At 35.2% G+C, this 25,015-nt stretch carries 28 protein-coding genes; 27 read left to right on the forward strand and 1 reads right to left on the reverse strand.

Annotated features, from left to right (window positions below; translation table 11 throughout):
* Nucleotides 1-6 precede the first annotated feature (6 nt).
* The 26 genes from LKF16_RS01265 to LKF16_RS01390 all read left to right on the forward strand — a co-directional run bounded on the left by LKF16_RS01265 (nt 7) and on the right by LKF16_RS01390 (nt 23,079).
* Nucleotides 7-489 carry a phage terminase small subunit P27 family gene (locus LKF16_RS01265; protein WP_291472165.1) on the forward strand — a complete coding sequence of 161 codons (483 nt, stop codon included), beginning with the start codon at nt 7-9 and terminating at the stop codon, nt 487-489.
* A gap of 4 nt (nt 490-493) precedes the next feature.
* Entirely contained in the window at nt 494-2,362 is a 1,869-nt protein-coding gene (locus LKF16_RS01270) for a terminase large subunit (protein WP_153494105.1), read from the forward strand.
* A 222-nt stretch (nt 2,363-2,584) separates the two neighbouring features.
* A complete protein-coding gene (locus LKF16_RS01275) occupies nt 2,585-3,784 on the forward strand; it encodes a phage portal protein (protein WP_048702631.1) in 1,200 nt (399 codons plus the stop codon).
* Nucleotides 3,762-4,349 carry an HK97 family phage prohead protease gene (locus LKF16_RS01280; RefSeq protein WP_291472166.1) on the forward strand — a complete coding sequence of 196 codons (588 nt, stop codon included), beginning with the start codon at nt 3,762-3,764 and terminating at the stop codon, nt 4,347-4,349. Before LKF16_RS01275 ends, LKF16_RS01280 begins: the two co-directional genes overlap by 23 nt.
* Nucleotides 4,339-5,532 (forward strand): phage major capsid protein, encoded by a 1,194-nt coding sequence (locus LKF16_RS01285; RefSeq protein ID WP_057766093.1) that lies wholly within the window; start codon nt 4,339-4,341, stop codon nt 5,530-5,532. The genes LKF16_RS01280 and LKF16_RS01285 overlap by 11 nt, the downstream gene beginning before the upstream one ends.
* Nucleotides 5,533-5,595: 63 nt before the next feature.
* Entirely contained in the window at nt 5,596-5,943 is a 348-nt protein-coding gene (locus LKF16_RS01290; RefSeq protein ID WP_291472167.1) for a head-tail connector protein, read from the forward strand.
* Nucleotides 5,927-6,280, forward strand: a complete 354-nt coding sequence (locus LKF16_RS01295) for a hypothetical protein (RefSeq protein ID WP_125705976.1) — start codon at nt 5,927-5,929, stop codon at nt 6,278-6,280. The genes LKF16_RS01290 and LKF16_RS01295 overlap by 17 nt, the downstream gene beginning before the upstream one ends.
* Nucleotides 6,267-6,701: an HK97 gp10 family phage protein gene (locus LKF16_RS01300; protein ID WP_291472168.1), complete on the forward strand. Its 435-nt coding sequence runs from the start codon at nt 6,267-6,269 to the stop codon at nt 6,699-6,701. Before LKF16_RS01295 ends, LKF16_RS01300 begins: the two co-directional genes overlap by 14 nt.
* A gap of 1 nt (nt 6,702) precedes the next feature.
* Nucleotides 6,703-7,068: a DUF806 family protein gene (locus tag LKF16_RS01305; RefSeq protein WP_291472169.1), complete on the forward strand. Its 366-nt coding sequence runs from the start codon at nt 6,703-6,705 to the stop codon at nt 7,066-7,068.
* 1 nt (nt 7,069) lies between these two features.
* Nucleotides 7,070-7,699, forward strand: coding sequence for a major tail protein (locus tag LKF16_RS01310; protein WP_291472170.1), 630 nt, complete (start codon nt 7,070-7,072; stop codon nt 7,697-7,699).
* Between the two features lie 104 nt (nt 7,700-7,803).
* Complete coding sequence (locus tag LKF16_RS01315) at nt 7,804-8,412, forward strand: hypothetical protein (RefSeq protein ID WP_291472171.1); 609 nt, start codon at nt 7,804-7,806, stop codon at nt 8,410-8,412.
* Between the two features lie 53 nt (nt 8,413-8,465).
* Nucleotides 8,466-8,903 carry a hypothetical protein gene (locus tag LKF16_RS01320; protein ID WP_291472173.1) on the forward strand — a complete coding sequence of 146 codons (438 nt, stop codon included), beginning with the start codon at nt 8,466-8,468 and terminating at the stop codon, nt 8,901-8,903.
* A 44-nt stretch (nt 8,904-8,947) separates the two neighbouring features.
* Complete coding sequence (locus LKF16_RS01325; protein WP_048702640.1) at nt 8,948-9,337, forward strand: hypothetical protein; 390 nt, start codon at nt 8,948-8,950, stop codon at nt 9,335-9,337.
* Nucleotides 9,338-9,351: 14 nt separating this feature from the next.
* Nucleotides 9,352-9,582, forward strand: a complete 231-nt coding sequence (locus LKF16_RS01330; RefSeq protein WP_048702641.1) for a hypothetical protein — start codon at nt 9,352-9,354, stop codon at nt 9,580-9,582.
* Entirely contained in the window at nt 9,583-10,995 is a 1,413-nt protein-coding gene (locus tag LKF16_RS01335) for a phage tail tape measure protein (RefSeq protein ID WP_291711579.1), read from the forward strand.
* A gap of 305 nt (nt 10,996-11,300) precedes the next feature.
* Entirely contained in the window at nt 11,301-14,951 is a 3,651-nt protein-coding gene (locus LKF16_RS01340) for a phage tail tape measure protein (RefSeq protein WP_291467952.1), read from the forward strand.
* A 2-nt stretch (nt 14,952-14,953) separates the two neighbouring features.
* On the forward strand, nt 14,954-15,793 hold the full coding sequence (locus tag LKF16_RS01345; RefSeq protein ID WP_048702643.1) for a phage tail domain-containing protein: 840 nt from the start codon (nt 14,954-14,956) through the stop codon (nt 15,791-15,793).
* Nucleotides 15,793-17,001 carry a prophage endopeptidase tail family protein gene (locus LKF16_RS01350; RefSeq protein ID WP_291467955.1) on the forward strand — a complete coding sequence of 403 codons (1,209 nt, stop codon included), beginning with the start codon at nt 15,793-15,795 and terminating at the stop codon, nt 16,999-17,001. Before LKF16_RS01345 ends, LKF16_RS01350 begins: the two co-directional genes overlap by 1 nt.
* Nucleotides 16,998-17,954, forward strand: coding sequence for a hypothetical protein (locus LKF16_RS01355; RefSeq protein ID WP_291467957.1), 957 nt, complete (start codon nt 16,998-17,000; stop codon nt 17,952-17,954). The genes LKF16_RS01350 and LKF16_RS01355 overlap by 4 nt, the downstream gene beginning before the upstream one ends.
* On the forward strand, nt 17,951-18,394 hold the full coding sequence (locus LKF16_RS01360; RefSeq protein ID WP_291467960.1) for a hypothetical protein: 444 nt from the start codon (nt 17,951-17,953) through the stop codon (nt 18,392-18,394). The genes LKF16_RS01355 and LKF16_RS01360 overlap by 4 nt, the downstream gene beginning before the upstream one ends.
* On the forward strand, nt 18,395-19,993 hold the full coding sequence (locus LKF16_RS01365; protein WP_291467962.1) for a BppU family phage baseplate upper protein: 1,599 nt from the start codon (nt 18,395-18,397) through the stop codon (nt 19,991-19,993).
* Nucleotides 19,994-20,534: 541 nt separating this feature from the next.
* Nucleotides 20,535-20,840: a hypothetical protein gene (locus LKF16_RS01370; protein WP_291467964.1), complete on the forward strand. Its 306-nt coding sequence runs from the start codon at nt 20,535-20,537 to the stop codon at nt 20,838-20,840.
* Nucleotides 20,827-21,060, forward strand: coding sequence for a phage holin (locus LKF16_RS01375; protein WP_291467965.1), 234 nt, complete (start codon nt 20,827-20,829; stop codon nt 21,058-21,060). Before LKF16_RS01370 ends, LKF16_RS01375 begins: the two co-directional genes overlap by 14 nt.
* Nucleotides 21,041-22,165, forward strand: coding sequence for a GH25 family lysozyme (locus tag LKF16_RS01380; protein WP_291467967.1), 1,125 nt, complete (start codon nt 21,041-21,043; stop codon nt 22,163-22,165). Before LKF16_RS01375 ends, LKF16_RS01380 begins: the two co-directional genes overlap by 20 nt.
* 184 nt (nt 22,166-22,349) lie before the next feature.
* Complete coding sequence (locus LKF16_RS01385) at nt 22,350-22,655, forward strand: hypothetical protein (protein ID WP_291467969.1); 306 nt, start codon at nt 22,350-22,352, stop codon at nt 22,653-22,655.
* A 1-nt stretch (nt 22,656) separates the two neighbouring features.
* The gene (locus LKF16_RS01390) at nt 22,657-23,079 is read left to right on the forward strand and encodes a hypothetical protein (protein ID WP_291467971.1); all 423 of its coding nucleotides are present in this window, start codon (nt 22,657-22,659) and stop codon (nt 23,077-23,079) included.
* A gap of 26 nt (nt 23,080-23,105) precedes the next feature.
* Here the strand turns inward: LKF16_RS01390 and LKF16_RS01395 are convergent, their stop codons facing one another.
* Nucleotides 23,106-23,258 (reverse strand): hypothetical protein, encoded by a 153-nt coding sequence (locus LKF16_RS01395; protein ID WP_291467973.1) that lies wholly within the window; start codon nt 23,256-23,258, stop codon nt 23,106-23,108.
* Nucleotides 23,259-23,824: 566 nt separating this feature from the next.
* Between LKF16_RS01395 and LKF16_RS01400 the strand changes: the two genes are divergently transcribed.
* A complete protein-coding gene (locus LKF16_RS01400; protein WP_291467975.1) occupies nt 23,825-24,979 on the forward strand; it encodes a hypothetical protein in 1,155 nt (384 codons plus the stop codon).
* Nucleotides 24,980-25,015: the final 36 nt, after the last annotated feature.

Consider the following 25,015-nt stretch of genomic DNA (forward strand, 5'->3'; position numbering starts at 1 on the left):
GATGATATGAAGCAACCAAATGCAGGGCGGAAGCGCAATTTAGCAGTAGTAGATCCAAAGCATCCAGAGCAGAACAAGAATAAAGAGGCCCTAATAGAGGCAAATAAGAAATTAAATGAGCTTAATGAAAAACCACCTGCACACTTGCCGAAATATGCAAAACAATTATGGAAAGAGTTGGCTCCTGAATTAAATAAGGTAGGTATGGTTACATCCTTAGACAGTACTAACTTTGAATTGTTTTGTATGCAATATCAAGAACATCGTGATGCAGTTAATACTATAAAGAAATATGGAAGTGTATATGAGGATTCAAATGGGAATTTGAAAAAGAATCCAGCCGTTAACGTTGCTGATACAGCTACAAAAAATTTAAGATCACTAGGCATGATTTTAGGTATCGATTATAATTCACGTTCACAGAATGCTAATACGGAATCGGATAACAATATAGATATTAATGAAGCGATGAAGGCGTTTGGTGGTTAATGTTATGGACTTAACAAAATTAAGACAGAGTGACAAAGAAAAACAATTATTGAAGCAGTACTCCAATGAGGACTTCACAGATATACAGAAGAAATATCAAGATGAAGGAACAAAATACTGCTTTGAAGTTTTAAACGGTAAGAGGACTACTGGTTATAATATTAAATTAGCTTGTTACAGACATTTAAGGGATCTCAAACGTGTTGAAAATAATGCGAATAATTTCCCTTTTTATTATGATTTAACAAAGTGTAAGCAGGTAATGAACTTTGCAAAAATTTGTCCCAATGTCGATACAGGTAAGCCTGTCGCATTAATGGCTTGGCAGAATTTTATCTTATGTCAAATATTTGGTTGGAGAGATAGTAATAAGAACAAGCGATACAGTTCAGTCATAGTGTCTGTTGCTAGAGCACAAGGAAAAACCTATCTTTGTGCGATAATTGCTTGTTATGCATATTTAATCGAGGCCAGCGGAAAGAATAACCAAGACCTAATGGTTACAAGTAACATTACCGAGCAAGCCAAAAAAATCTACGGTTATATTTCAACCATGATGAATCAATTGACCACTACTAATCCAGTATTTAAAGAATATAAGAAGAAAACTGACATGGACGTACAGTTTAATCGGGTTATTCAAAGAAATACGAATAATCGATTATTACAATTGTCTGCTGAGTCAGGCAAGTTTGATAGTTATCACTTCTTATCAGCTATATTCGATGAGGCTGGCGAAACTAATCATAGCGTGGTAACCGACAAAATTACTTCTGGTCAAATTAACACACCTAATTCTCAATTTATTCAAATTTCTACTGCTTACCCCGACTCGACTGTTCCCTTCAAGCAAGAAGAAGATGTTGTTATTCGTGCTATGGAACAGGATGATAAGCGAGAAGGCGACCATCAATTGGCCCTTATTTGGTCTCAGGATAGTGAAGATGAAATCAATAAACCTGAAACCTGGGTAAAGAGTAATCCATTGCTGGATTTACCAGATAAACATGATGGTCTTATTTCTGGTCTGCAGCGAGAATTAGACATTAAACGTATCAACTCGCAAGAATTTAGTTTTGCAAACAAAAATCTAAATATTTGGCTGGATCATAAGGTTAATTCATACATTGATAATGAAGATTGGGATTCAACTACTATTGATGATTTTGATGTTAAGGGTAGAGATGTATATATTGGATTTGATGCCAGTTTAACTTCAGATAACACAGCTCTTGCCTTTATATATCCATATCGGTCGAATGGACAAAACCTATTTCACATTGAACAACATTCCTTTGTTCCTTGGAAATTACTTGGTTCCATTGAGGCTAAAGAAAAATCTGATGGCATTGAATATCGAAAGTTTGCAGATTTAGGGTTCGCTACAATCACTAATAATGAGCGTGGACTAATTAATCTTGATCAAGTATACAATTGGTTACTTAATTACGTTCAAGAGAGGGATTTAAATGTTAAGTTCTTTGGTTATGATGCATTGAGAACTAATAATTTTATTCAAACACTAAACGATGAGACTGATTGGCCGATTGAACCTTTGAGACAAACTAGTTATAACCTTTCTGAATCTATCAAATATATTCAAGATAGTTTTTTCCACAGAAATGTGACACATTTAGATGATGAGATCATGAAAAAGGCCCTTCTGAATGCGGAAGTTGGTGAAAATAAGGCTGGTATGGAGATTGGTAAATCAAAACAATCAATGAAAATTGATGTGGTTGATGCTTTGATCGACGCAATGTATCAGGCAATGTATTACTTTAATGATATGCGTGACCGTGATGATCCACTTAGCAAATATAGTGACCAAGCAATCCAGGATTATTTGGAATCGGATGATTTTGGTTTTTAGGAGAACAACATGAAGAAAATATTAAATAATTTGAAGCATTGGTTTCTATCAAACATAGACACCGTGCTTTTTTTATTGGCTTTAGTGATTGTCGATGTAAATTCTTATCATTTTGGAAGTCTAATTGGTAATTATGTTGTGGCTGGTAGCTTGTTCGTAGTCACTTACATATTAAATAAACCCCAAAAATGATTTTAATAACGGTAGAAAGGAAGTGAGCACATGTTATTCAGATCATTAAGACCAACAAGTAAGCCTTACCAGATGTTGGGGAGTGGAGATTATGAATTAGGTTATTCATTGAGAAATGGCCAGCTAGTATTTAACTCTGGTTATGTGTCAGCTACTAAAGCATTGAAATACTCAGATGTATTTGCAGTTGTAAATAAGCTTTCTGAAGATATGGCCAGTGTACATTTTCAAACGGATAATAGCTTTACTAAAAAAGTATTAACTAATCCCAGTCATTTAACTAATAGCTTTGCTTTTTGGCGATCAATGTATGCACAAATGCTTCTAACAGGAAATTCTTATGCCTACATTTGGGGTGATAAATCTAACAGAAGTGACCATCTGGAGTATCTGAAACCATCTCAAGTTAATATTTACAAGTCGGGTGATGGTGAGAACTTAACTTATGATTTAACATTTCCTGATACTCAAGAACCAGATATGAATAATGTTCCCAGTTCACAGATAATTCATTTGAAGACCATGAGTATTGACGGGGGATTAGTTGGAATCTCCCCCTTGAGTGCTTTATCTAAGGAACTTCAATTACAAGATGCTAATAAGGGACTAGCTTTAGACGCGATGAAAAATGGTCTTAATATATCGGGTATTTTGAAACTAAACCGTGGAGATTTAAGCAACCCTAAAATTAGAAATAGCGTAAGGAATAAATTTGAAGAGACATCTAAAAACGGACATACAATCGTTTTAGATGCTTTGGAAGATTACCAATCTTTAGAAATTAATAAGGATATATCTAAGCTTCTTTCTTCTACAGATTGGACTGGTGATCAGATTGCCAAAGTATATGGAGTTCCCCAAGATTATTTAGGTACAGAAAGTGAACATTCAAATATTGAACAAGTTGCTATTCAGTACTCGCAAACTATCGGTAGATATATAAGGGGTGTTCAATCTGAGCTCAGTTTAAAACTTAACGGAAATATTGATTACGATATTAACCAAGTATCTGACATTGATGGCCAACAAGTGGAAAATAGAGTATCCAATCTTGTAAAGAACGGTGTTATAAGTTCGGAACTCGCTCAAAATATTTTACTTAAGAGCAATTCAGATTTATTGACGGTAGAGGCAATGAATGAAACTGATAATCCTTTACCACCCGTTGTGACAAAGACAACGGTAACGGAGAAGGGTGGTGATGATAGTGAACAAAATCAAGGAAATTAGAGTAGCTAATAATAGTGATTTTAAGCTTGAAAAGCGTGCCGAGAGTAATGGTAATAATTTATCAGGTTATGCAATTATATTTGACCAACCAAGTGAAGACTTAGGCGGATTTATTGAATATGTTGATAGGTCAGCATTAGATGGTGTTGATTTAAGTAAGGTTCAATTACTTTATAACCACAATTGGGACAACATTTTAGCAAGAACAGATAGCAGCACTTTATCACTTCAAGTAGATGATAGAGGGCTGTTTTTTAATGCCCAAATTCCTGATACGACGCTTGGTAGTGATGTTTCAGAAAATGTTAGAAACGGTAATTTAAAAGGTTGCTCATTTGGATTCACCATTAGAAATGACAGCTGGCAAAATACTGCTTCTGACACCGCTATTAGACATATTACTGAGATTGATGATCTATTTGAATTGTCTATTACACCAATGCCTGCCTATCAAGAAACTACTGTATCAAAACGTTCTTTAGATAAATTTAAGCAACAAGAAATTAAATCATTGGGTTCTGAATTAGAACTCATCAAATTAAGGAGTAAATTATATGGATATTAAAGAAATTCAAACAAAAATTGATGAAGCAGAAAAATTCATCAGAAGCGATGCACCACAAGAAGAAAAAGATAAAAAAATGGAAGAGATCAGAAGCCTTACTAAAGATTTTGAAAATTCCAAAGAAATCGAACGTGCTAAGAGCATGATTACTAAGAATAACGATGATGATAAGAAAGATTCAGAGGATGAAGATAAATCATCTGATGAAGGTGATAAAAAGAAAGAGGATAAAAGATCAATGCCAGAAAAGACATTTCAAAATAAAGAAGTAAGAAACAAGATCACTGTTAAGCCACAAGAAGAAGTACGTTCAGCACTAAACGCCTATGTTCATTCACGTGGTGAAAAACGTGATGGTGTCAAGGAAGTCGGTAATGAAGTTATTGTTCCAAAGGATATTGTTTATGATCCTAAACAACCAGTGCAAACTCAATATGATTTGAGACAATTTGTACAAAATACCTCAGTAACAACTGCTTCTGGAACATATCCAGTACAGGATAAAGTTGATGCCGTATTCCATACTGTTGAAGAATTGGAACAAAATCCAACACTAGCCAATCCAACTTTCAAGTCAATCGATTATAAGGTAGCTACATATCGTGGACAATTGCCAATCTCTCAAGAAATGATTGATGATACAGACTTTGATGTTGCTGGTCTTATTGGTCAATATATCCAAAAACAAATCTTGAATACTACTAATCAAGCAATTGCTGAAAAGATGAAGACAGCTACACCTGTTTCACTTTCATCAAAAGATGACATTACAGACTCAATTAAAGAAATTCTCAATGTAAAGCTCGACCCAGCTTATATGCCTAAGATTGTCGCTACTTCAAGCTTTATTCAAGCCGTTGATACATTAAAAGACAAGCAAGGTCATTACTTACTACAAGATAATATTGCTCAAGGAACAGGCAAAATGTTATTAGGATTAGACCTAGTTCGTATTCCTGATACATTGCTTGGAAAATCTGGTGATGCCATTGCTTGGATTGGTGACCCACGTGCTATTACATTCTTTGACAGAAATCAAAATACTATTCGTTGGCAAGATAATCCAACATACGGCCAAATTCTTGCCGGTAATATTCGTTTTGATACGGAAGTTACTGATTCAGAAGGTGCTTTCTTATTAACTTTGGCTGGAACAACAACTCCAACACCCAGTAAAGCCTAGTGAGATTTCTTTAACATCAAATGATAAAGAAACAACTATTAAGGCTGAATAGGAGGTCACTTCATGAATGACGATAAGTTATTGCAAGTGCTTAAGCTCAGTTTACGTGTTGATGGAGACGAAGATGACGAAATTTTAAAGAGAAATATTTCCGCTGCCAAATCTTATGTGATTGGTGCTATTGGTTATGATGATGGCATTATGACAGGATTTTATGAGCTTGCCGACATTAAGGATCAATTTGAAATGGTAGTTATTGCAATTGCAAGCTCTTATTATACTTATCGTTCGGCAATTGTAGGAAACGCAGTCAGTGAAGTCGACTTGGTCAGTTATTCGATCATTGGACAACTTAGAGGCAAGTATATTGATTTAGAGCAACGAGGTGGCGCAAATGGTTCAAAGAATTAATTTCAGCCGTCTTAATAAACGTCTTTCCTTATGTGGTGTAGGAAATAAAGAAACTGCACAGCATACAAACAAACCAGTATTAACCCCTATCAACACCATTTGGTGTGGTCTATATACACTTACTATGAATCAAAAAGTCACATTGCTTGGAACCCCTGATAGTTTCGATGTAATAGTAATCGTACGTCACCAAGCAAAGGGATTAAATGGTGCTAAGTACGCAGTATTAGACCATCAGAGTTATCAAATAACAGACTATAACCCAGATTCTGAAAATATTGCTGATGCGTATGACCTTATCAGTCTGAAAAGAGATGACAAAATTGGATTTAGTTGAAGGCTTAGAACAGTTAGACAACGAGCTAGGTAAATTAATTCCAACTGAAACTCAAAAGAAAGCAATGACAAAGGCGGGTGCAGAAGTTTATAAACAACTGCTTACAAAAAATATGAACAATTCTCTTCATAAGGGAAAACATTCAAGAGATACCAAGATAGATTTGTCTAAATCGATTTCAATGAGATATAAATCTGAAGATGGTGCCACTTTTGTTGGATTCAAGAATGATAAAGAAAATCCTGGCTATATAGCACGATTTTTAAATGATGGCTATATGGCTCATGGTGGGAAAGGTAAAAATTCTCATAGTACTAAGTACATTCCAGGACTTCATTTTCAAGAACGTTCAATTGAAGAGAGTAAGTATGATGTTTTAGAAGCTGAGGCGAAAGTCTATAGACAATTAAATGGAGATTAACATGGTCTCAAATGTGATTTTAGATATATTAAAAGAAAACTCGGATGAATTAAAAATTGATTCATCCAATTTTTTTGCTCAAAACATTCCGCAGCAATATGTGGATGTTGAAAAAACAGTCGTCCTAGTATCTGAAATACATAATATCTTTACAAATCGTGCAAGTGATATCAGTACAGCTAAGGATCAAATGATAGAAATACAAATTTTTTATCGTGGTGATACGGATGACGAAAATACACAAAACAAAATTAATCAAATATTGGAAAAACAATACTTCTACCAAATAGACTCTTATCCAGATATTGATCCGGTGACGGGAGCTTTTAGTAGAACTATGAAATACGAACATACGGAGGAAATTTAATATGGCATTATCAGGTTTTGAAAGAGTAAGAATTGGTATTTATAACGCGATTGATGATGAAACAATCAAACCAGAAAATATTTTTGATATCGGACCAGATAGCAAAACTTTTGGTTCAACGGTTAGTGCATCTATCACAAACATTGCACCTACTACAACTCCAATCAATGGATCGGACCAAGTTTGGAAGACTCCAGGAAAAGGTACAGGAAATATCTCAGTTGCCTTTGTAGCAAATACAATGGATAAAGCTGTTCGTGCAAAAATTCTTGGAATGGATACAAAAGATGGATATCAAACAATTTCATCAGATACAGAAGCACCTTATTGTGTATTTGAACTGATTTCACATGATGCACAAAATGAAAAAGCCAAGGCTAGAATCGCACTTCTCAAAGGAAGATTTAGTTTAGGTAACGTTGATCCAAAGACAAACACAAATACAACTGTTTATTCGCAAGACAATTTAACATTTACTGCAGTAGACAGAAATGATGGCAAAACATATGTTGAAGCTATTGAAGATGATGATTTTGATATTGATAAGTATGAGATGGACGTATTTGGACAAAAAATTACTAATGCTGGCGGCGTGGAAACTCCCAGCAAAACCAGTTCTTCAAAGGCTTAGTGATAAGTATGCAGAGCTGGGTACTAAGAAAGATAAATCATTTAGTGGCTTGTCTAGTGATTATTCATCAAGACGGGTTGACTTTTAGAAAGGGGTAAATATTTTTGCAACTAAATCTTTATAAAAATGGAACGTTGTATAAAAAGAACGTTACTAAAGAAGAAATCGTTAATGAACTTACACCGAATACTTCTTATGAATTTACGTTAACTCAAATTGTTAATGGGTCAGAGTCAGACCAGTCGGCACCATTATCTGTTAAGACTTTTACTAACCCAACAGCAAGGTCAATTATTGCCGTAACCGGTGGTAGTAGAACAACCAAACTATCATTAACGGCTGGTGATAAATCAGTAATTAATATTTTAGGTTTGGAAAATAATGTTGAGTTAGTTAATGCCGATTTGCAATTTGCAGTTGCATCATCTAATGAGAGTGCCTTTACAGTTACTCAAGACGCAGAAGATAAGACTAAAATTACTATCACTGCTCAATCAATGGCAAGCGGTGAATTAAAATTCACAGGTGTTTCTTCTAATGGATATGCTTTAGATGATTACTCATTGCCAGTTTCAGTTTCCGCATTGGATGTTCCTAAAGCTCCTGAAGTCGTTTGGATTTCAAATGACCACATGGTACTTAAGATATACGATGACGATGAAGCTAAACCAATGAATTTATTTGTCAACGGAGAAATGCAAGCAAAAAATTAAAAGCGGGGGAGTTTACACTTGATAAAATTTCCCCGAATACTGATTACAAGATAATGACTGCTTATGATAATTATCCCGCTAATCACCTTGCTCACTCGCCAGAGTTGGCGGTTAAGACACCATCTAGTGCTACAACGTATCGCTGGATCGCCCCCGCTGTGGAAGAAGGATTGATTTTCAAGACCAGAAAGGTTATTGATAAAGTCAACGCTACTACCAGTGGTGGACTTAGCAAAATTGTTTATCCTATGTATCAATATGAAAACGGAACTACAAACGTAGCTAGTGTGGACATCAGTAATGTACATTTGTACCTTAGTGACCCAACAGCAGGCAAACTATATGTTCAAAAAGTTTACGATGGATTGTTTAGTTCTCATATTGAGATTAAGGGTGAGTTTAGCAAGAAAGGTGTCTACGAGGCAACGGGTAGTTTTGTTATTAACGGTATTATGATACCTCTAAATAAGCTGACCATTACTGTATATTAAAACTATAAACAGAGACGAGAAACGTGAGACGATAAGGAGAGAATATGTCAAAGACACAAGCAACAATTACATTTTTAGGAAAGAAACGCATTATTAAAAAGTCAGTCAAGAATTTCAGACTAGCATTGGAATTTCAAAAGAAAGACGTGCTTACACAAAAACAGTCACATGTAAAAATGAATGAATACAAAGAATTAGCAGATTCAGATCTTGGCAATGAAGATAACTATTCAGCAATTGTTGATGCGACTGCAAGTCTAACAGATATTTCTATTGAACAAATAAATGCAAGTTTAGAGTTCATTCAAGAAACTTTGAATTTAAGTGATGCTGAATTCACAAAGTTAGAAGAATTATCAAATGAAGAAGTAGCTGCGACTACTGCTAAGATTTCAAATCTAATTACTAATGATGATACAGACCCAAAAAAGTAGAAGAGTCAGATTATGTGGCTCCTTCAGAGGTTTTAAATGAATTCTTAGATTTTGAACGAGGCTTAATGGAAAACATGGGCTGGGATATCGAAACCGTAGAATCTCAGCCTTATTTTTTGCTTGTAGAAGTTATGAGTGAAAAAAGAAAAAATGAAAATCCAAATAATGACGTTGGACAAATGAATTTAGGCGATTTCATTCGAACGGGTGGAATTGCATCAATTTTCCAGAAGGGAGGAAAATAAATGGCAAAAGATATGCAATTAAACACTGGTATTCATATTGATACCATTCAGTCGGAAGGCTCAATCAAGTCATTGAAAAACCAAGTACGTGCTCTCACTTCAGAGTGGAAAGCAAATGAAGCGGTCTTGAGAGCCAATGGCGACTACCAAAATGCATATAAGTCAAAGGTTGACGGTCTCAATCGCTCCATTGAAGGTCAGAAGAATTATATCAATAGACTTAAAGATGAAATGAAGCTTTTGGACACCTCCACATCTGAAGGGTCTAAAAAGTATTCCGATTTGGCCAGCAAAATTAATAATGCAACTCGACAAATGAGCAACATGTCTCAGCAACAAGAACGTGCTAAGAATGTTTTAGATTTATACAATCAAGGAATAATGAAACAAAAAGATGCTCTTGAACGTACTAAATCTGTCACTGATAGTCTAATCGAAAAGTACAAAGCTGAAGGCCAAAGTATCAAAGCCAATTCAACTGAAAGAGAAGCTCTCAAGAAACGAATTACTGATTTAAATTCATTATATGAAAAAGAATCCAAACAACTTCAAAATGTTAAGAAGTATAGTGGATCAACGTCAAAAGAATTTTCACAGCAACAGACTCGTGTCAATGAGCTTGGTGCTGAAATAGGCAGAAGTAATTCAAGATATCGTGAGTTAGGCACTCAATTGGGAATTGCTGGCACACACTTTGTTGGTTTCAGAGAGAACGTTGGTAAAAGTAAGCAAGTTCTATCAATGACTCGGGACTCCATTAAAAATACAGCTTCTCATTTGAAGAATCTTGCCTTAACTGCAACACTTGCAGGTACGGCTTTGGGTGCTGCATTAGCAAGCGGAGCACGAAACGCTACTGAACTACAAAATACTACTAAGGTTACTAGCAATTTACTTGTAACTGGTGGAGAAAAAGTTAGTGAAGTTACAAGAAACGTTGCTGAGATGCAAAAAGATGGTCAGCAATATGCACTGAAATATGGTAAATCTCAAAATGAAATTGCTTTAGGATATCAAGATCTTGTAAAACGTGGTTATAACTCAAAGCAAGCACTAGGAGCAATGCGCTCTGAACTACAAGCTTCTGTTGCATCCGGTGACGATTTTGCTGACGTTGTAAAAGTATCTTCGCAAACTTTAGAAGCATTTGGTATGAGAACTGATTCCACAAAAGGGATGATTAAGAATACCAAGACAGCGGTTAATGACCTTGCATATGCTGCCGATATGACAGCTACCAATTTCTCTGATTTAGGAATTGGAATGTCTTATGTAGGATCAACAGCTCATCAAGCTGGATTTAGTTTAAGTGAAACTTCTAGTGCGATGGGTATCTTAAGTAATAATGGGCTTGAAGCAGACAAGGCTAAACTTATAGTTATTATAAGTGATAACTATTCACTGGCCGCTTAAGTAGAAATACTTTTGAAAAAGAATTCCGTTAACTCGGGGAAGGCTACGTGATTTTAGAAAAGTAGTAAATGAATTCTTAGATAATCATATGTTGATCCCGAACCAAGCCGAATAGGAAACTTTCGGAAGGCGTAACGACTAGATAAAGTAACCTAAACAAAGAGCACTTAATTGGTGCTCTTTTTGTATGGAGAAATATCCACGAAGGCGGAAGATCTCAACAAGTAAAGTTGGAGACCGAGATATAGTCTGAACTTATGTGAAAGCATAAGAAGTAAAGGATAAAGAGCCTTTACGATAACACATTGGGTACAGGTCTGCGAAAAGCAATTAATAGTCTTATTTCTCCAACTAAGGGTGCTTCTGATGCTTTAGGTCAGATGGGATTGAGTACCAAGGATTTCGTTGGACAAGATGGAAAACTCAAGTCGATGACTGACATTTTCGGTCTGCTGAATGAACATACACAAGGAATGAGTAAACAAAGTAAGGTTGACTTATTCCACAGTATTTTTGGTACAACAGGACAACAAGCCGGATTGATTTTAGCTGATAATGCCAAGCAGCTAGGTGAGTTGAATAAAAAAGTCGAAGAGTCATCAAAAAATAACTATGTAGCTAAGTTGGCTGAAAAGAATAGTAAGACTGGTAAAGTTGCATTAGATAGATTAAAGCAAGCATTTGATTCTATTACTATGACAATCGCCTCTAACGCTCTTCCTGCGATCACTCAAATTGGCGATAAACTCGCTAAAGGTGCTGGTTCAAAAGAATTTGAAAAAGATATTCAAGGAATTGGAAAAACTGTCGGTCATTTGACTGATAATGTTGCGGCCTTTTTTGGTTATTTAGGTCAACATCATGAAGATGTTCAAGGAATCGTAACTAGTACAGGAAAAATCGTTGGATATTTGGCTAAAGGTGTTTGGAATACTTTTGCTGGAACATTAAAAGTAATTGGTGGTGCTTTTGGCCTTGTTTCTTCTAACGGGGAGAAAGCAAAAGATCCTTTACATGTTATGAATGAATTTGTTACCAATCTAGCAAAACATAAGACTGCTGTTGAGGTAATTGGCGGGTCGATTGCAGCTATATGGGCCGTAAATAAAATGTCCAACTTTGCATTAAAACTAAACGAAATAACTGGATTGTTCAGCAAACTGTCTGGATCTTTGAAGAAAAGTGACTTACCAATTGAAGCAAGCAATTTAGCTGATAATACCGCAACAAGTTTCAACAACAAACTTTCTACAAAACTTTCTTCAAGTCAAATGGGTTCTAATATCATGGCTATGGGCAAATCTACTATGGGTAAGTTTGCTTTAGGTATGAGCGCTGTGGAAGTAGGGTTTGATGTTGTCGGTGCTATTAATGCAAAGAATCCTCAGGAAAGAGTTACAAAGTCTGGAGAAGCAGTTGGTACTGCGCTTGGAACTGGTATAGGTGCAGTTCTGGGTGGTCCAGTTGGTGCAATGATTGGTTCACAATTGGGAGACCAAATTGGAAAATATGCGGCACCTAGCATTAGTAACTTGCTTAAAAATGGTACATTTTATGACAGTAAATCTTTAGAGTACATGAAACAGAAACGTGAGAACGCCAAAGAAAACATGGACAACACCAATAAAAAAGCGGACTTTGGTAATTTACTTGAAAATAACTTCGATCAAAAGAAGGCAGATGCAGACGCTGCCAAGAATTTTGAGAAGCAAAAAGCAATTTTTGATAAATGGGATAAGAAGATTAAGGATTATAAGCGTGAAAAATCTAAATCTTCCAAAACTTCTACCAAAGATGCAGTTGAGAGTGTCGCAACCACACATGTTTCAAAGAAAGATATTGAAAACGTTAAAGCAATGGTTAAGCCAATCAAGAATTATAAGGACGCCATTAAAGATCTTAAATCGTTCTTGAAGAAGAATGATCCTAGCAAGGATCTAGATTCTATTAATAAGCGATTATCGGGTTCCAGCAAAAATTGGGATAAGATGGCAAAACCAATTAAAAAAGTTGGTGATGCATTCAAAACATTAACTCAATTTTCTAAATCAATGGCGAAGACCGACGCCTTTGCAGCGCTGAATAAGGATTTACCAAAGCTTGAATCTACGGTTAAGAAAAGTAAATTAGATGATTACTTGAATAAAATGAGTAAGAATCTCAAGAAAAATAAATTAGCTGAGCAGATTAAGGATTTGGACAAGAGTATCAAGAAGAGTACTCCAAATTGGACTAAATTCGAAAAACCAATAATTAAAGTTGGACAAGCATTCGACACTCTCAATAAATTTCTTAAAAGCTATGGTAAATCAAATCCCTTTGGAAAATTAGAAAAGGATTTTACTTCATTAACAAAAACTCTTAATAAAACAAATATTGGTACTGTATTAAAGAAACAAATTGATACAGCAAACAAGGCCACCAAGGGTAATACATTCGCCTCTAGTTTCAATAATTCAATGAAGACTATTGAGAAAGGTCTTAAATCCTTCGATAGAACATTCCAGAAGAGTTGGAACAATGTTTGGAAGAGCGCAAATAGTAACTTGAAGAGCCGAATGAATACAATTGTAAGTACTTTTAATAGCGATACTAACAAGCTGAAGTCGAGAGAGAAGAACTTTACAAATTCGTTTATGAGCGAGTGGAAGAGTTGGTTGAATAAAGTCGTTAATTCATTTAAGGGTGGATTTAACCAACTTCCTGGTATTGCTTCAAAGTCCATGTCAAGTGTGATAAGCAAAATCAACAAAGGTATTGGCGGTGTAAATACTGTTATAAGTGCATTTGGTGGAAAGAAACTGGGGATGGCTAAATATGCAACTGGTACCTCAGGCGCTCCTGGTGGATTAGCAGTAGTTGGAGAAGAAGGTTATGAACTTGCTTATGATAAATCAAACGGAATATATCCTGTAGGAACAAAAGGCGAGGAGATCAGATATTTATCACCAGAAACATCGATATTACCGCATCATTTATCAGAGAATTTCATGAGTATGGTAAACTCGCTTCCACATCACGCCAATGGTAAAGGTGATGCTGAGAATGATATGATGAGTTACTTATTAGATCATTTGGATGATATAAAAAAGAATCCACTTAAATTGTTAAAGAAAGAATTCTTTAACAAAACTAAGTTTGATGGCAGTCAATTTGAAAGAAAATTTGGTACTGCACTGTCTAATGGATTTTTAAAGGCTATTTCAGCACCATTTAAGAAACAATTGGAAAGTATGGATTTCTCAATGGGTGGTAATTATGATCCTAAAATGATTATGGCGGCAGCAGCAATGATGAAAGTTAGCCCGAGTGCTTCGTTCATTAAGATGTTGCAAGCAGTTATCCAGTCAGAGTCTGGTGGTCGTAATATCGTTCAACAAATTCATGATGTTAACTCTGGAGGTAATGAAGCCCGCGGTATTTTGCAATATACGCCACCAACATTCAACTACTATGCTGTCAAAGGACACCATAATATTATGAATCCTTTTGATCAGTTACTTGCATTCTTCAATAACAGTGCATGGCAAAGTTCTATTGGTCCAACAAGTATTTGGGGTGTATCTAAAATTGATTGGTTGCATTCTGGACCTCAAGGTCACAGGCGTATGGCAAATGGTGGTTTCGTTTCCTCAGAAACCAAAGCAATCGTTGGCGAGGCTGGGCCTGAAGTAGTTATCCCACTGAATAGAAAGCAAAGAGCTTTAGATTTAATGGTTAAAGCAAATCAATATATGAATGGAGGTCAGTCAACACCCAACACTGAAAATCAAAATAATGAATTAAATGATACGATGCAGTCCCAATTAATGGCTACACAAGAGCAGAATTCATTATTGAAAAATATTCTTTCTGCAATCGTTTCTAGCAATGGTAACGGCGGTTCAGGAATGGACAGCTTTTTACAACAAATGGCAGGTTCAAAAAGAATGCATGACTTTCAGGCGGGCTATTAATTATGCAAGTATCTAATATGCAGACATTATACATAAAAAAACAAGGCGAACCGGAGATTGCAATTACTGCTAATCATCAGTTTGCCTTTTTAAATTTGGTTAATGGCACTCCTAAGCCCAAGATGAATACATATACTCCAACAGGTATTGATGGTCAGATACAACAAGGCGCCATTACTTACGATGCCACAACTGTTCAAGCTGATTTTTTAATAAATGCTCGAAATGCATATGAGCTCGATCTTTTAGAACATAAAATTTATGATCTATTTTCAAGTCGTGCGGTAATGAGATTACGGAGTTCGGTAAGCCCTGCTTTGGTGGTTTATTGCTATCCACAACCATTTACGATGACAAGAGTGGACTATGCAGAAAAGAGTTTTTCAGTCACATTTAATAATTTGTCAGGTTTTAGACAATCAATTGTTAATTCAGATGAGATATTTAAATTCAATGGAAATTACCAAATAGGGTTAAATCTTCCAAGAGACAAAGATTACTCATATCATTTTAAATCTAATGACTTTAATGTTTATAATCCAAGTGATGTTGATATCCAGCCTTTGGAGCAACGACATGATCTAGTGATTAAAATTACCGGTACAGGAAATAATGTGGTTTTAACTAATACTACTTCGAATGAAACTTTTACTTATAAGAAAGGATTAACGGATGGCCAAACGCTGACTATTAATGGTATCAATCCATTTTTAGATGATACTTCTTGTGGCATTGACACTGACCACGGAACAATCAGTCTGGTCAAGGGAAATAATCATTTCACTGTATCTGGGTTAGACAATCCAGATATAACATTTAGTTTTCCGTTTTTATATTTCTAATGACTGAAAAAATAATAGTTAAAGAACGTACCGGTAAGTATGAAGAATTACTGAATAATTGTATCGAACCTGAAACTTTTATCATTGATTGGGAAAAAAATAGCAACTATGAATTGTCATTTACAGCTTTTGATGATCATTCGTTAGCTTTTAGCCTACTTACTAACGAGAATCATATAATCGCAGATGGTCAAGAATTCGTGATTAAAACATCTGAACCAACACTATCAGGTTCAACACATACTATAGATGTTAAAGCCACACACATCGGTTATGAATGCACCTATGTTAGAACCAACGAAAGTATGGACGGTTCATTTGGATTTACACCTAAAGGATTATTTGATTATGTCACTAAGAATGGTCAAAAGACCGGTGGATTCACCTATGAAATTCATGGAGATTTTCAGCCAGTTCAATTTGACAATATGGGTAAATGTTCCTTAAAAGATGTGCTGAGTAAAATTACTGATTCATGGAAAGGGTCGGTTTATACATTTGATAATCGGCATATTGATATATGGTCTGAATCTGAATTTAAAAAGGATAACGGTAGAGTAATTCATTACTATCACGATACATCAGATGTTAAATTATCTGCGGATACCACGGAGTTACAAAACATTGCAATGGTATATCCAAGTCAAAAAGAAGCCACTAAAACTGACACTTCAGATAATAGTTCGGATGACTCAACAACTAAATCTGATGACACAAAGAAAAACGATTCTGATACTACAGAAAGTAAACCAGAGTATATTTTCCCACCATTTGAAGTGCGAGATGAGGATTCTATTGCACGTTTCGGTGAAAAAGCTGGAGAAGATATCAATGACGACAAATCACAGAACGCTGATGATGCTAAGAAATCAGCATTATCACAGATGAAATCTGAACCAGCGATCACATTAACTTCTACCTATTATGGAGACGATGATTTTTTTAAAGGTGAAAGTGTTCTGTTAAAAGTTCAACCGTTGAACTTAGATACTAATGTTACAGTTGTGGGAATAAAAAAGGCCTTACTCAACTTTGAGCAGGTCAAGCAAATTACTTTTAACAATACGGTTCAGACTTACTTTGATCTTGAAAATAGTACCAAAAACACAATTACTAATTTAATTGATTCTAAGGTTAGTAACATTACGAATAATTCAAATGGAAATAATCAAAGTAATAAGTTATGGGAAGTAGGTGAGGTTAAATGACAAAAATAATGCAGCTCTCTGATTTTGAAGGTAATCGGGCATATGCAAAAACTCATGCCGATGATGATTCTGTTGAAGGGCTGACTAAGTTCGTAAACAATCTAATTAAAGGCACTAGTACAAATATTGACCTCACTGATTATTTTACTAAGGAAGAAATTAAACAATTACTTTCTGATTCGTTCAAGAATTCCTTAAAAAATTATTATACGAAGGAGGAAGTTAAAGAGCTTATGGCAACAGGAACCGATTTAAGCGATTACTATACCAAAGAACAAATTGACAGTATCATCGATAAAATTCCAAAAGCAGATTTATCAAACTACTACACAAAAGCTGATGTGGATGAACTAATTAAACAAATTTCTTCTGTAGATTTTTCTAATTATTCGACTACTGAGGAAATGAAGAAAGCAATAACTGATGCAATCGCAGCGCATAAACCTGATATGAGTAATTATTATGACAAAGCTGATATTGATAACAAAATTTCCGAGGTAGACAATAAGATTTCTGGAATCAAAGTGCCAGATACAAGTCAATATTTATCGAAAGACGAGGCTTCCAGTATTGTCAACACAGCAGTACAGAAGGCGTTACAGAATTCTAATTTACCTGTCATTAGAACACAAACTTTCACTAAGTTGCTTAATGGGAACGAAGGATACTTACAATTCACGAAAATAGATAATCTCATCCAAGTTTTCGGCGTTATTGATCAGTTGCAGATAAACCAAGACATTCTTGATTTGCCAAATTGGGCTATTCCAAAGGATGGAGAATATGCTCAAATTCCTGGTTTCTCGTCAGATAGTGATATGGGTCATCATTATATAAGAAACGATATCATGACAATCGAAATAGAAAAGGAAAGGAAAGTACTAAGATATGCAGGAGGAGGCGATGACGGTTATGGTACTGTCTGGTATTTTAATGGAGGCTACGCATTATGAGGTTAACTTTACAAAGTATCAATAATCAGACTAAATATTTTGGTTTTTTGTCAATTACTGATGATAACTTTAACCAGATTTCCGATTACATTAGTAATGCATACAGGTTATTGCAGAGCTTATATATGACTGATAGAAGTTACACAAAAGGCTTTAAAAAGTTAGTTAATAGTTCTGATGATGTGGAATTATACAATAATTCATATGATAATTATCAATTATTAAATGAAGTATTAAAAAACACTGTAGATATGTTAAACGAAGCAGGAGTTATTAATTTAGTGACTCATGATGAGTTCAAACATATTTATCTAGAAATACCTAAGCAATTAGAATTAAACAAAACATATATAGAAATATTTAATAAGGACTGGCAAGCCGTTGATGATTTTATTAACGAACTTGATACCAGTCTTTTTATTTACAAGGAGGAAAAATAAATGGACGAAAATATTAAAGATATCTTGGATCAAGATACTTGGTTGCCAGTAACCCCTGATATCACTAAAGATGGATATATCAAAATTGATTTAAATAAAGTAGATCTAGTTACATATTCATTCAATAAGCGGTTTAGACAGGGTGAAAATGGTCCACAATTGAAATTATGGTTTTATGATGGTAACCAACCTCATCAGTTAGATAAGGATAACTCATCTGTAACATTATATGGCTTAGATGCTGGAGATAAGATCAAAGTAATTTCTGCAGACCAAAGCGATACGTGGCAAGCAGGAAGAGTTGTGATCGCATTATCTTCACAGGCGATGGCAACTGCTGGACAGTACAAACGCTGTGTAATCGAAGTTAAGAATAAGGATCAAGTTATTGCGACAATCAATTTTAATTTAGACGTTTTACCTAACGATTTTTATAATTTGAATATTGGCAGCGATACTTTTAGTTCTCAAGTCGATGAAAAAGTAAAAAATACAATCAATTACTTTAATGATATTTCAAAAGAAGCAACTGATAAATATGATGGATTGAAACAAGCCATCGATAATATTACAGATCAGATTGCTAAGAATAACATAGTAACTAAAGATCAATTATTAAATTATTATACTAGAGACGAAATCGATGCAATGCTAAAGAAGTTGAAGGGCGATGGAGAAGTTACTAATAAACGGTCATTACCATCAGGTTCTTTCGTTGGTACACCAAGTACAGTAACTGCATACCTTGGAAATGGGACCGTTTCACGTACTTTAGATAGTGGAGAAAATTTTGCAACCGATGCCTCAGCTATTTTAAACAATAAAACTGTCTATCATGTATCCACAGATGAATGGGTATATTCAAATGAGGTGACGTATGTAACACCAAAGATTATTACAGTTACACCTTCTTCGACATCACCACGTCTTTATAATAGCTGTGGCAAGGATGTATCTAGATCTCTAGCTGTGGTCCCATATCCTGCTGATATGGTTATGACTTATGGAGATATTACAGCATATAGAATTTCTACAAATGAATATATTGATAGTCGTGATACGACAACTGGAAATAGCGGAGGAAATACTGGTACAACTGGAAATAGCGGAGGAAATACTGGTACAACTGGAAATAGCGGAGGAAATACTGGTACAACTGGAAATAGCGGAGGAAATACTGGTACAACTGTTATTACTGGAATAAAAGCAACTAGTTCTAACCTGGAAAAAGTTGGTGTTATTAGAGATACAAAAGTTATTAGTAAATCAGGAGTGCCTGGAAGAACGATACCAGCAGGACAAGATTTCCAGGTGTCACACTATGGAACTTATAACGGAGAAGACTATTATCAAATTTCAACTGATGAATGGATCAAAGGTTATGATGTGACTAAAGTTATAAAGGGTAATCATAATGATGTAACGATTACAGCCTCAAATCCAAGATTATATAATGATTGTCTACAAAATGTTTCTAGATCAATTAGCGGCACTTTCTATGTAGACGCTACTATTAATGGTATTGATAATAATGGTAATACCATTAATGGCTTCAGGATTTCTACAAATGAATATGTAGATCAAAGAGATGCGGGATAGCGGTGGACATATATGAAAGAAAAAATTGATCATTTTAGAAGACATTACCGTAGAAATTACGTTTGGATATGGATATCTATGGCAACGTATGGGATCTGCGAATTACGCTGTATTGCCACTCATTGATTCTGTAGAATTCTACTAAAGAAGGTGACGACATGAAATATGTTCGAGAGAACAGGTTCTGGACTATCACGGGGCTAGAGACTTTTATCCTAGGAATGTCGCTCGGGTTCAAAGATAATTTTATTGTTCAACCTCTGCACATGCCCGCATTCGTCAAAGTCGTGGATGACCCACCGTTTGCTATCGTATTAATGATTGTGGGATTTTACGTTACACTCATATCATTGTCGAAGCACTTTACAGAGGCAAACAAGGCAGTTGTTACATTTACACTTCTATTTATTTGGACCTTCTATTTCATAATCTTTTTACTACATGATATAGTTGTTCCTTTTACTATCCCCAGATACACAACAATCATCACAGGTTTCATTGTGTTGCGTGTGATGGTTGAATCGATTTGGGGCATACCACGTTGAACGATACGCTGAAAATTATTATCTCTGCTATTGGTGGTGCTATTGTATCGGGCATGTTTGGCGTTTGGGGACAGAAGTTAAAGAACACAAGTTCAAATGAATCTGTATACGCTGAACACACTGATATCATGTGGGATAGATTAGATAAGATAACTAATGAACGGGACGAGTTGAAAGAACAAGTTATAAAACTAAATGCGAAAATTGATGAACAAAGTAAAATCATTGATCAATTAACAAGGCAAATGAGTGCCTTGAATAGTAAATTTCAAGATTGGGAGCAAGCAGATGAACAAAGGTAAATTAACTTTAGATTATCATTCTAAAGTTTGGTGGGTATCAGTGGTGTCCATCATTCTGGTACTGATACAGCAGGTGCTTAAAATATTTGGTGTGGACATGCCAGCAGGATTGGATACAGAAATAATGAATGTAGTCAATTCACTGTTAGCATTAGGCGGATTGATGGGAATTATTTATGACACATCAAACGGGGGTAAAAATGAAAAAGAAAGTAATTAATTTAATTGGTCTGTTACTGTTGGTAACAGGCTTTTTTGTTGTAGGAAACACTGAGGCTGCTAACACTGATATGGTTGATGTTAGTAACCATAATGGATATATGACTACAGCAAATTTTATTGACATGAGAAATAACTACGGCGTTAAAGCTGTAGTAACTAAAGTGACCGAAGGAACTTATTACCACGACTACACAGCAAAAAATAATATTTATACTGCACAGCAAGCAGGTCTATATATTAATGCTTACCATTTCGCTAGATACACAACGTATCAAGGCGCAGTTAACGAAGCAAATTACGCAGCGCAAATGGCAAAAGCTGACGGATTGCCAATCGGTTCAGTAATCGTTGCTGATGTGGAAGCTAGTCAGCAACAAGGCATTTCACGCTACCAAAACAACATTAACAATCAAGCCTTCATGAATACTATCAAACAATACGGATATCGTTCTGATGTTTACACAATGTCCAGTTGGTTAGGTTCAGTTATGGATGTTAATGCAGGTGGTTGGATTGCCAGTTATCCGTATAACGCAAGTGGCAAGCAATGGTACTCAAGTAATCACGCATGGCAGTGGGGGAGTACCTACCAGTTTGCTGGTTCGTATGGTAATTTTGACGTATCGCAACTATATGACAATTTCTACACCGGACAATTACAAGCGCTTGTTGATCCAAGACAATCAATCAACAATGTTGTATCTGTAAAAGGCAATAAATACAAAGCTTATTCTACTTATACAAAAGAAGGACAAGCTAATGAAGGTACAGATGTATTAAGTGGAACAGACTGGCAATCAGCAGGTATTATTGAAGTCGCTGGACTGCCTTATTACTACATTGGTCTGAATACGTATATTCCACAAAATAAAACTACATTCAATAGGAAAGTAGTAATTAACTATCGTTCAGATTATGGAGTTAATGCGTACAATAAAAAAGGTCAAAGTATCAAGGATAGTAATACTAGATTTAAGGGTGGTACTGAATGGGCAACAGTTGATAAGTTAACGTATATCAACAACGTTGGATGGTGCTACCAAGTTTCCACAGATGAATATATCCCAGTTAAATTCCAGCAAGGTTCTGGATTCAAGGGATAAACATGATATAATTAAAGTCAGTAAGACGCTCGAAAGAGTAAAAATTACCCACATCTATTAATTTAGGTGTGGGTATTTTTTTGTTTATTAATGTAAATTAATTATACAAATTCTGTAAAGTGACTTTACAAGCACCACATTCTAGTATATACTAGTGTCAACGAGTAAGGGAGAGGTGCTAGACATGAAAGATTACAATTCATACGTTCAAGAAAATACAGAAGGTTTTAACTATTTAACAGACATTGGAGATTATGATGTTTACCAAAATGAAAATACATTCAGAGCCATCTTACACCAAAATATTGTAGGTTGGGAAAACGACAGATTCTATGAAATCACATTGACAGATTCAGAAACAGCTGACTTTCTTGAAGATATCGAAGGATTTGATGACGACTTAGAAATCTCATTCGACCCAGAAAACCCAGAAGCATTAACAGACAGAGATTTCTGGCTTTCAGCTATCCAAGAAACTTTGGGGGTTTAATATGAATATTGAAGCTAAAATAAATACACTACTAAATGATGAAACACTAACTACATCCTACATTGCAGAGAAGTCCGGTATCAGTCGGGTAACGATCACCAACTTACGCAATGAAGACCACGTTGACATTAATCGAATGATGTACGCCAATGTGATGGCACTATCTAATATGGCTGATGATTTAGCTATTTATAGAATGGCATCTCATAACGCAGGGCTACAAAACTTTATTGCTAGGTTCGGCGTGTGGATAGGCGAGGCATATAAAGACCAACTTGATGCATACCGTTCTGATGAGATGTATATTGATGATTTAGCTATTGGTCACGTTGTTCAAGATTTAGGACATCTAGCGATAACAGACAAGGCTACTTTAATAATGCTGTACCGCACCTATGTCGAAAACTTACCAGGCGAAGAATAAAACCACGCTCAACGGCGTGGCTTTTTTTATTGCAATAATGTTAGTACTGCTAGAACATCACGGCTGTAGAATAAATAATATCTATCTTCACTCCACGTGCTACGATCAATTAAAAATTCTTTCAAGAAATCGGGTAAGTCTATCAAGTAACTTTCATGTACTAAAATTAAATCATTCATGTTGTTTCCTCCTAATTTGGGTATGTATTAAATTACGAGAAAATGCTGATTATTACCGTGGAAAATATAGCGGTGTTGAGTAAAACAGAGTAGTGATGAGTAAAATAAAGCACAGATTTCTTGTCCCCGAAATGTCCCCATTTGCCGTAAAGAATACCTTAACAACAGTGCTTACAGAGATTTAATTAATCCTGTACTCACCTTAAATAACGAAAGCTGGTTACTTTTTTAAAAGTAGCCGGCTTTTTTTGTTTCCTAACACTAGATGTACAATTCAAATTTTTCTCTTATTTGTTTAATTATATAAAATAAATGAAATTCATTTCAGTTGACAAAACGTAAATCAAATTTAGTCAAAATACATATTTAATCAATAGGAAGACGCGAACAAAAAAATTTATGACATTAATATTTTGCTCTGTTTTTAATGTAAATTTCACGTAAATTAATTTTAAAACAAAAATAAAGAATTAAATTGCCATATTGTGAACTGTAATGAATTGTTTAAAAATTAGATCGTACATTATTTGAATTTATAAACTTTAAGAATACGAGGAGAAATTTCATTGAAAAAATTTACGTCAGCGAGCTTAACGGCTGCTATTTTATTGTCAGTTTCACCAATTCTTAGTACGAGTACAACTACCTTGGCAAGTGTGTCAGGTGAGTCAGCTTCTGAAACTAAAATTCAATCTGCAATGAATAATATCAATAGCTTAAACCTAGAGTTTGAGAAATATTTGAATATTCCAGTGGGAACTGATATTAGTGCTATTTCAAATCGTTCTAGTGTGATTGCAAATGTCAGTAGCCCCGATCAAGTCGGATATGATTCATTGGCTACAGTGACGGCTGGAAATGTATATAAATCGATGGATGAAGCGTTAAAGGGTACCAGTACTCCGGTTTCAAATATTTCTGACGCCAAGAGTGGTACGAGATTTTACCAACCAATTAAAATTGTTTTTGACTCAAACCAAGTTGATCTTTACAAGATGACTAACAACGGGCACTCTTTTGCAAACATTAACTTAACTGAAAATAAATACAACGGAATTGTCTCATCAAATGATATTAATTTTGTTAAATCTAAATTCAGTGGGCTAATTAAGCCTGCCGACAATACTATGGTTGACGTAAGAATTATTACTATGATTGGCAACAACGATAACGATGATAATTCAAAGGATACCTGGTCCATAACTCAAAAAAATGGCGCTGTTAAAGTTGGAACTAAAGATGTGGCCTTATATTCTGATGATGATCAGACGATTGCCAATCGACAACTTGGAAAGGGTACAATCTGGGCAACCGATGAATATCGAACAAATGATGCAACGGGTAAGATACAATATCGAGTTTCTACTCACGAATGGGTGGATGCCCAAGATGCAGATTTTTTACAAATTGAAGCTAATAAAACTGATGAATCAAATAAGGTTTTGTTGAAGAACGTTACAAAAGTACCTCTTGGAAGCGTAGTGGTAAATTTGAAACCAGGAAAGTCATATGATTTGTACAAGTCAGACGGTACAATTTCTAACAGAAAATTAATAGGAGGAACATCATGGATTTCTGATGAATGGTCAAGTGTTGGTAGCGATGATTATTGTTATTATCGTGTATCAACGGATGAATGGATTAAGTATGAAGTTCAAAAAGATGGATACGGAAATGGTGTTTTTATAGGAATTGATCGTGATATACCATTTACAAAATAATGATTTTCGCTTATTAAACAGCAAGAAATAATTTTT

Origin of the sequence: Companilactobacillus sp., from assembly GCF_022484265.1 — a bacterium.
In the GTDB taxonomy this organism is placed as follows: domain Bacteria; phylum Bacillota; class Bacilli; order Lactobacillales; family Lactobacillaceae; genus Companilactobacillus.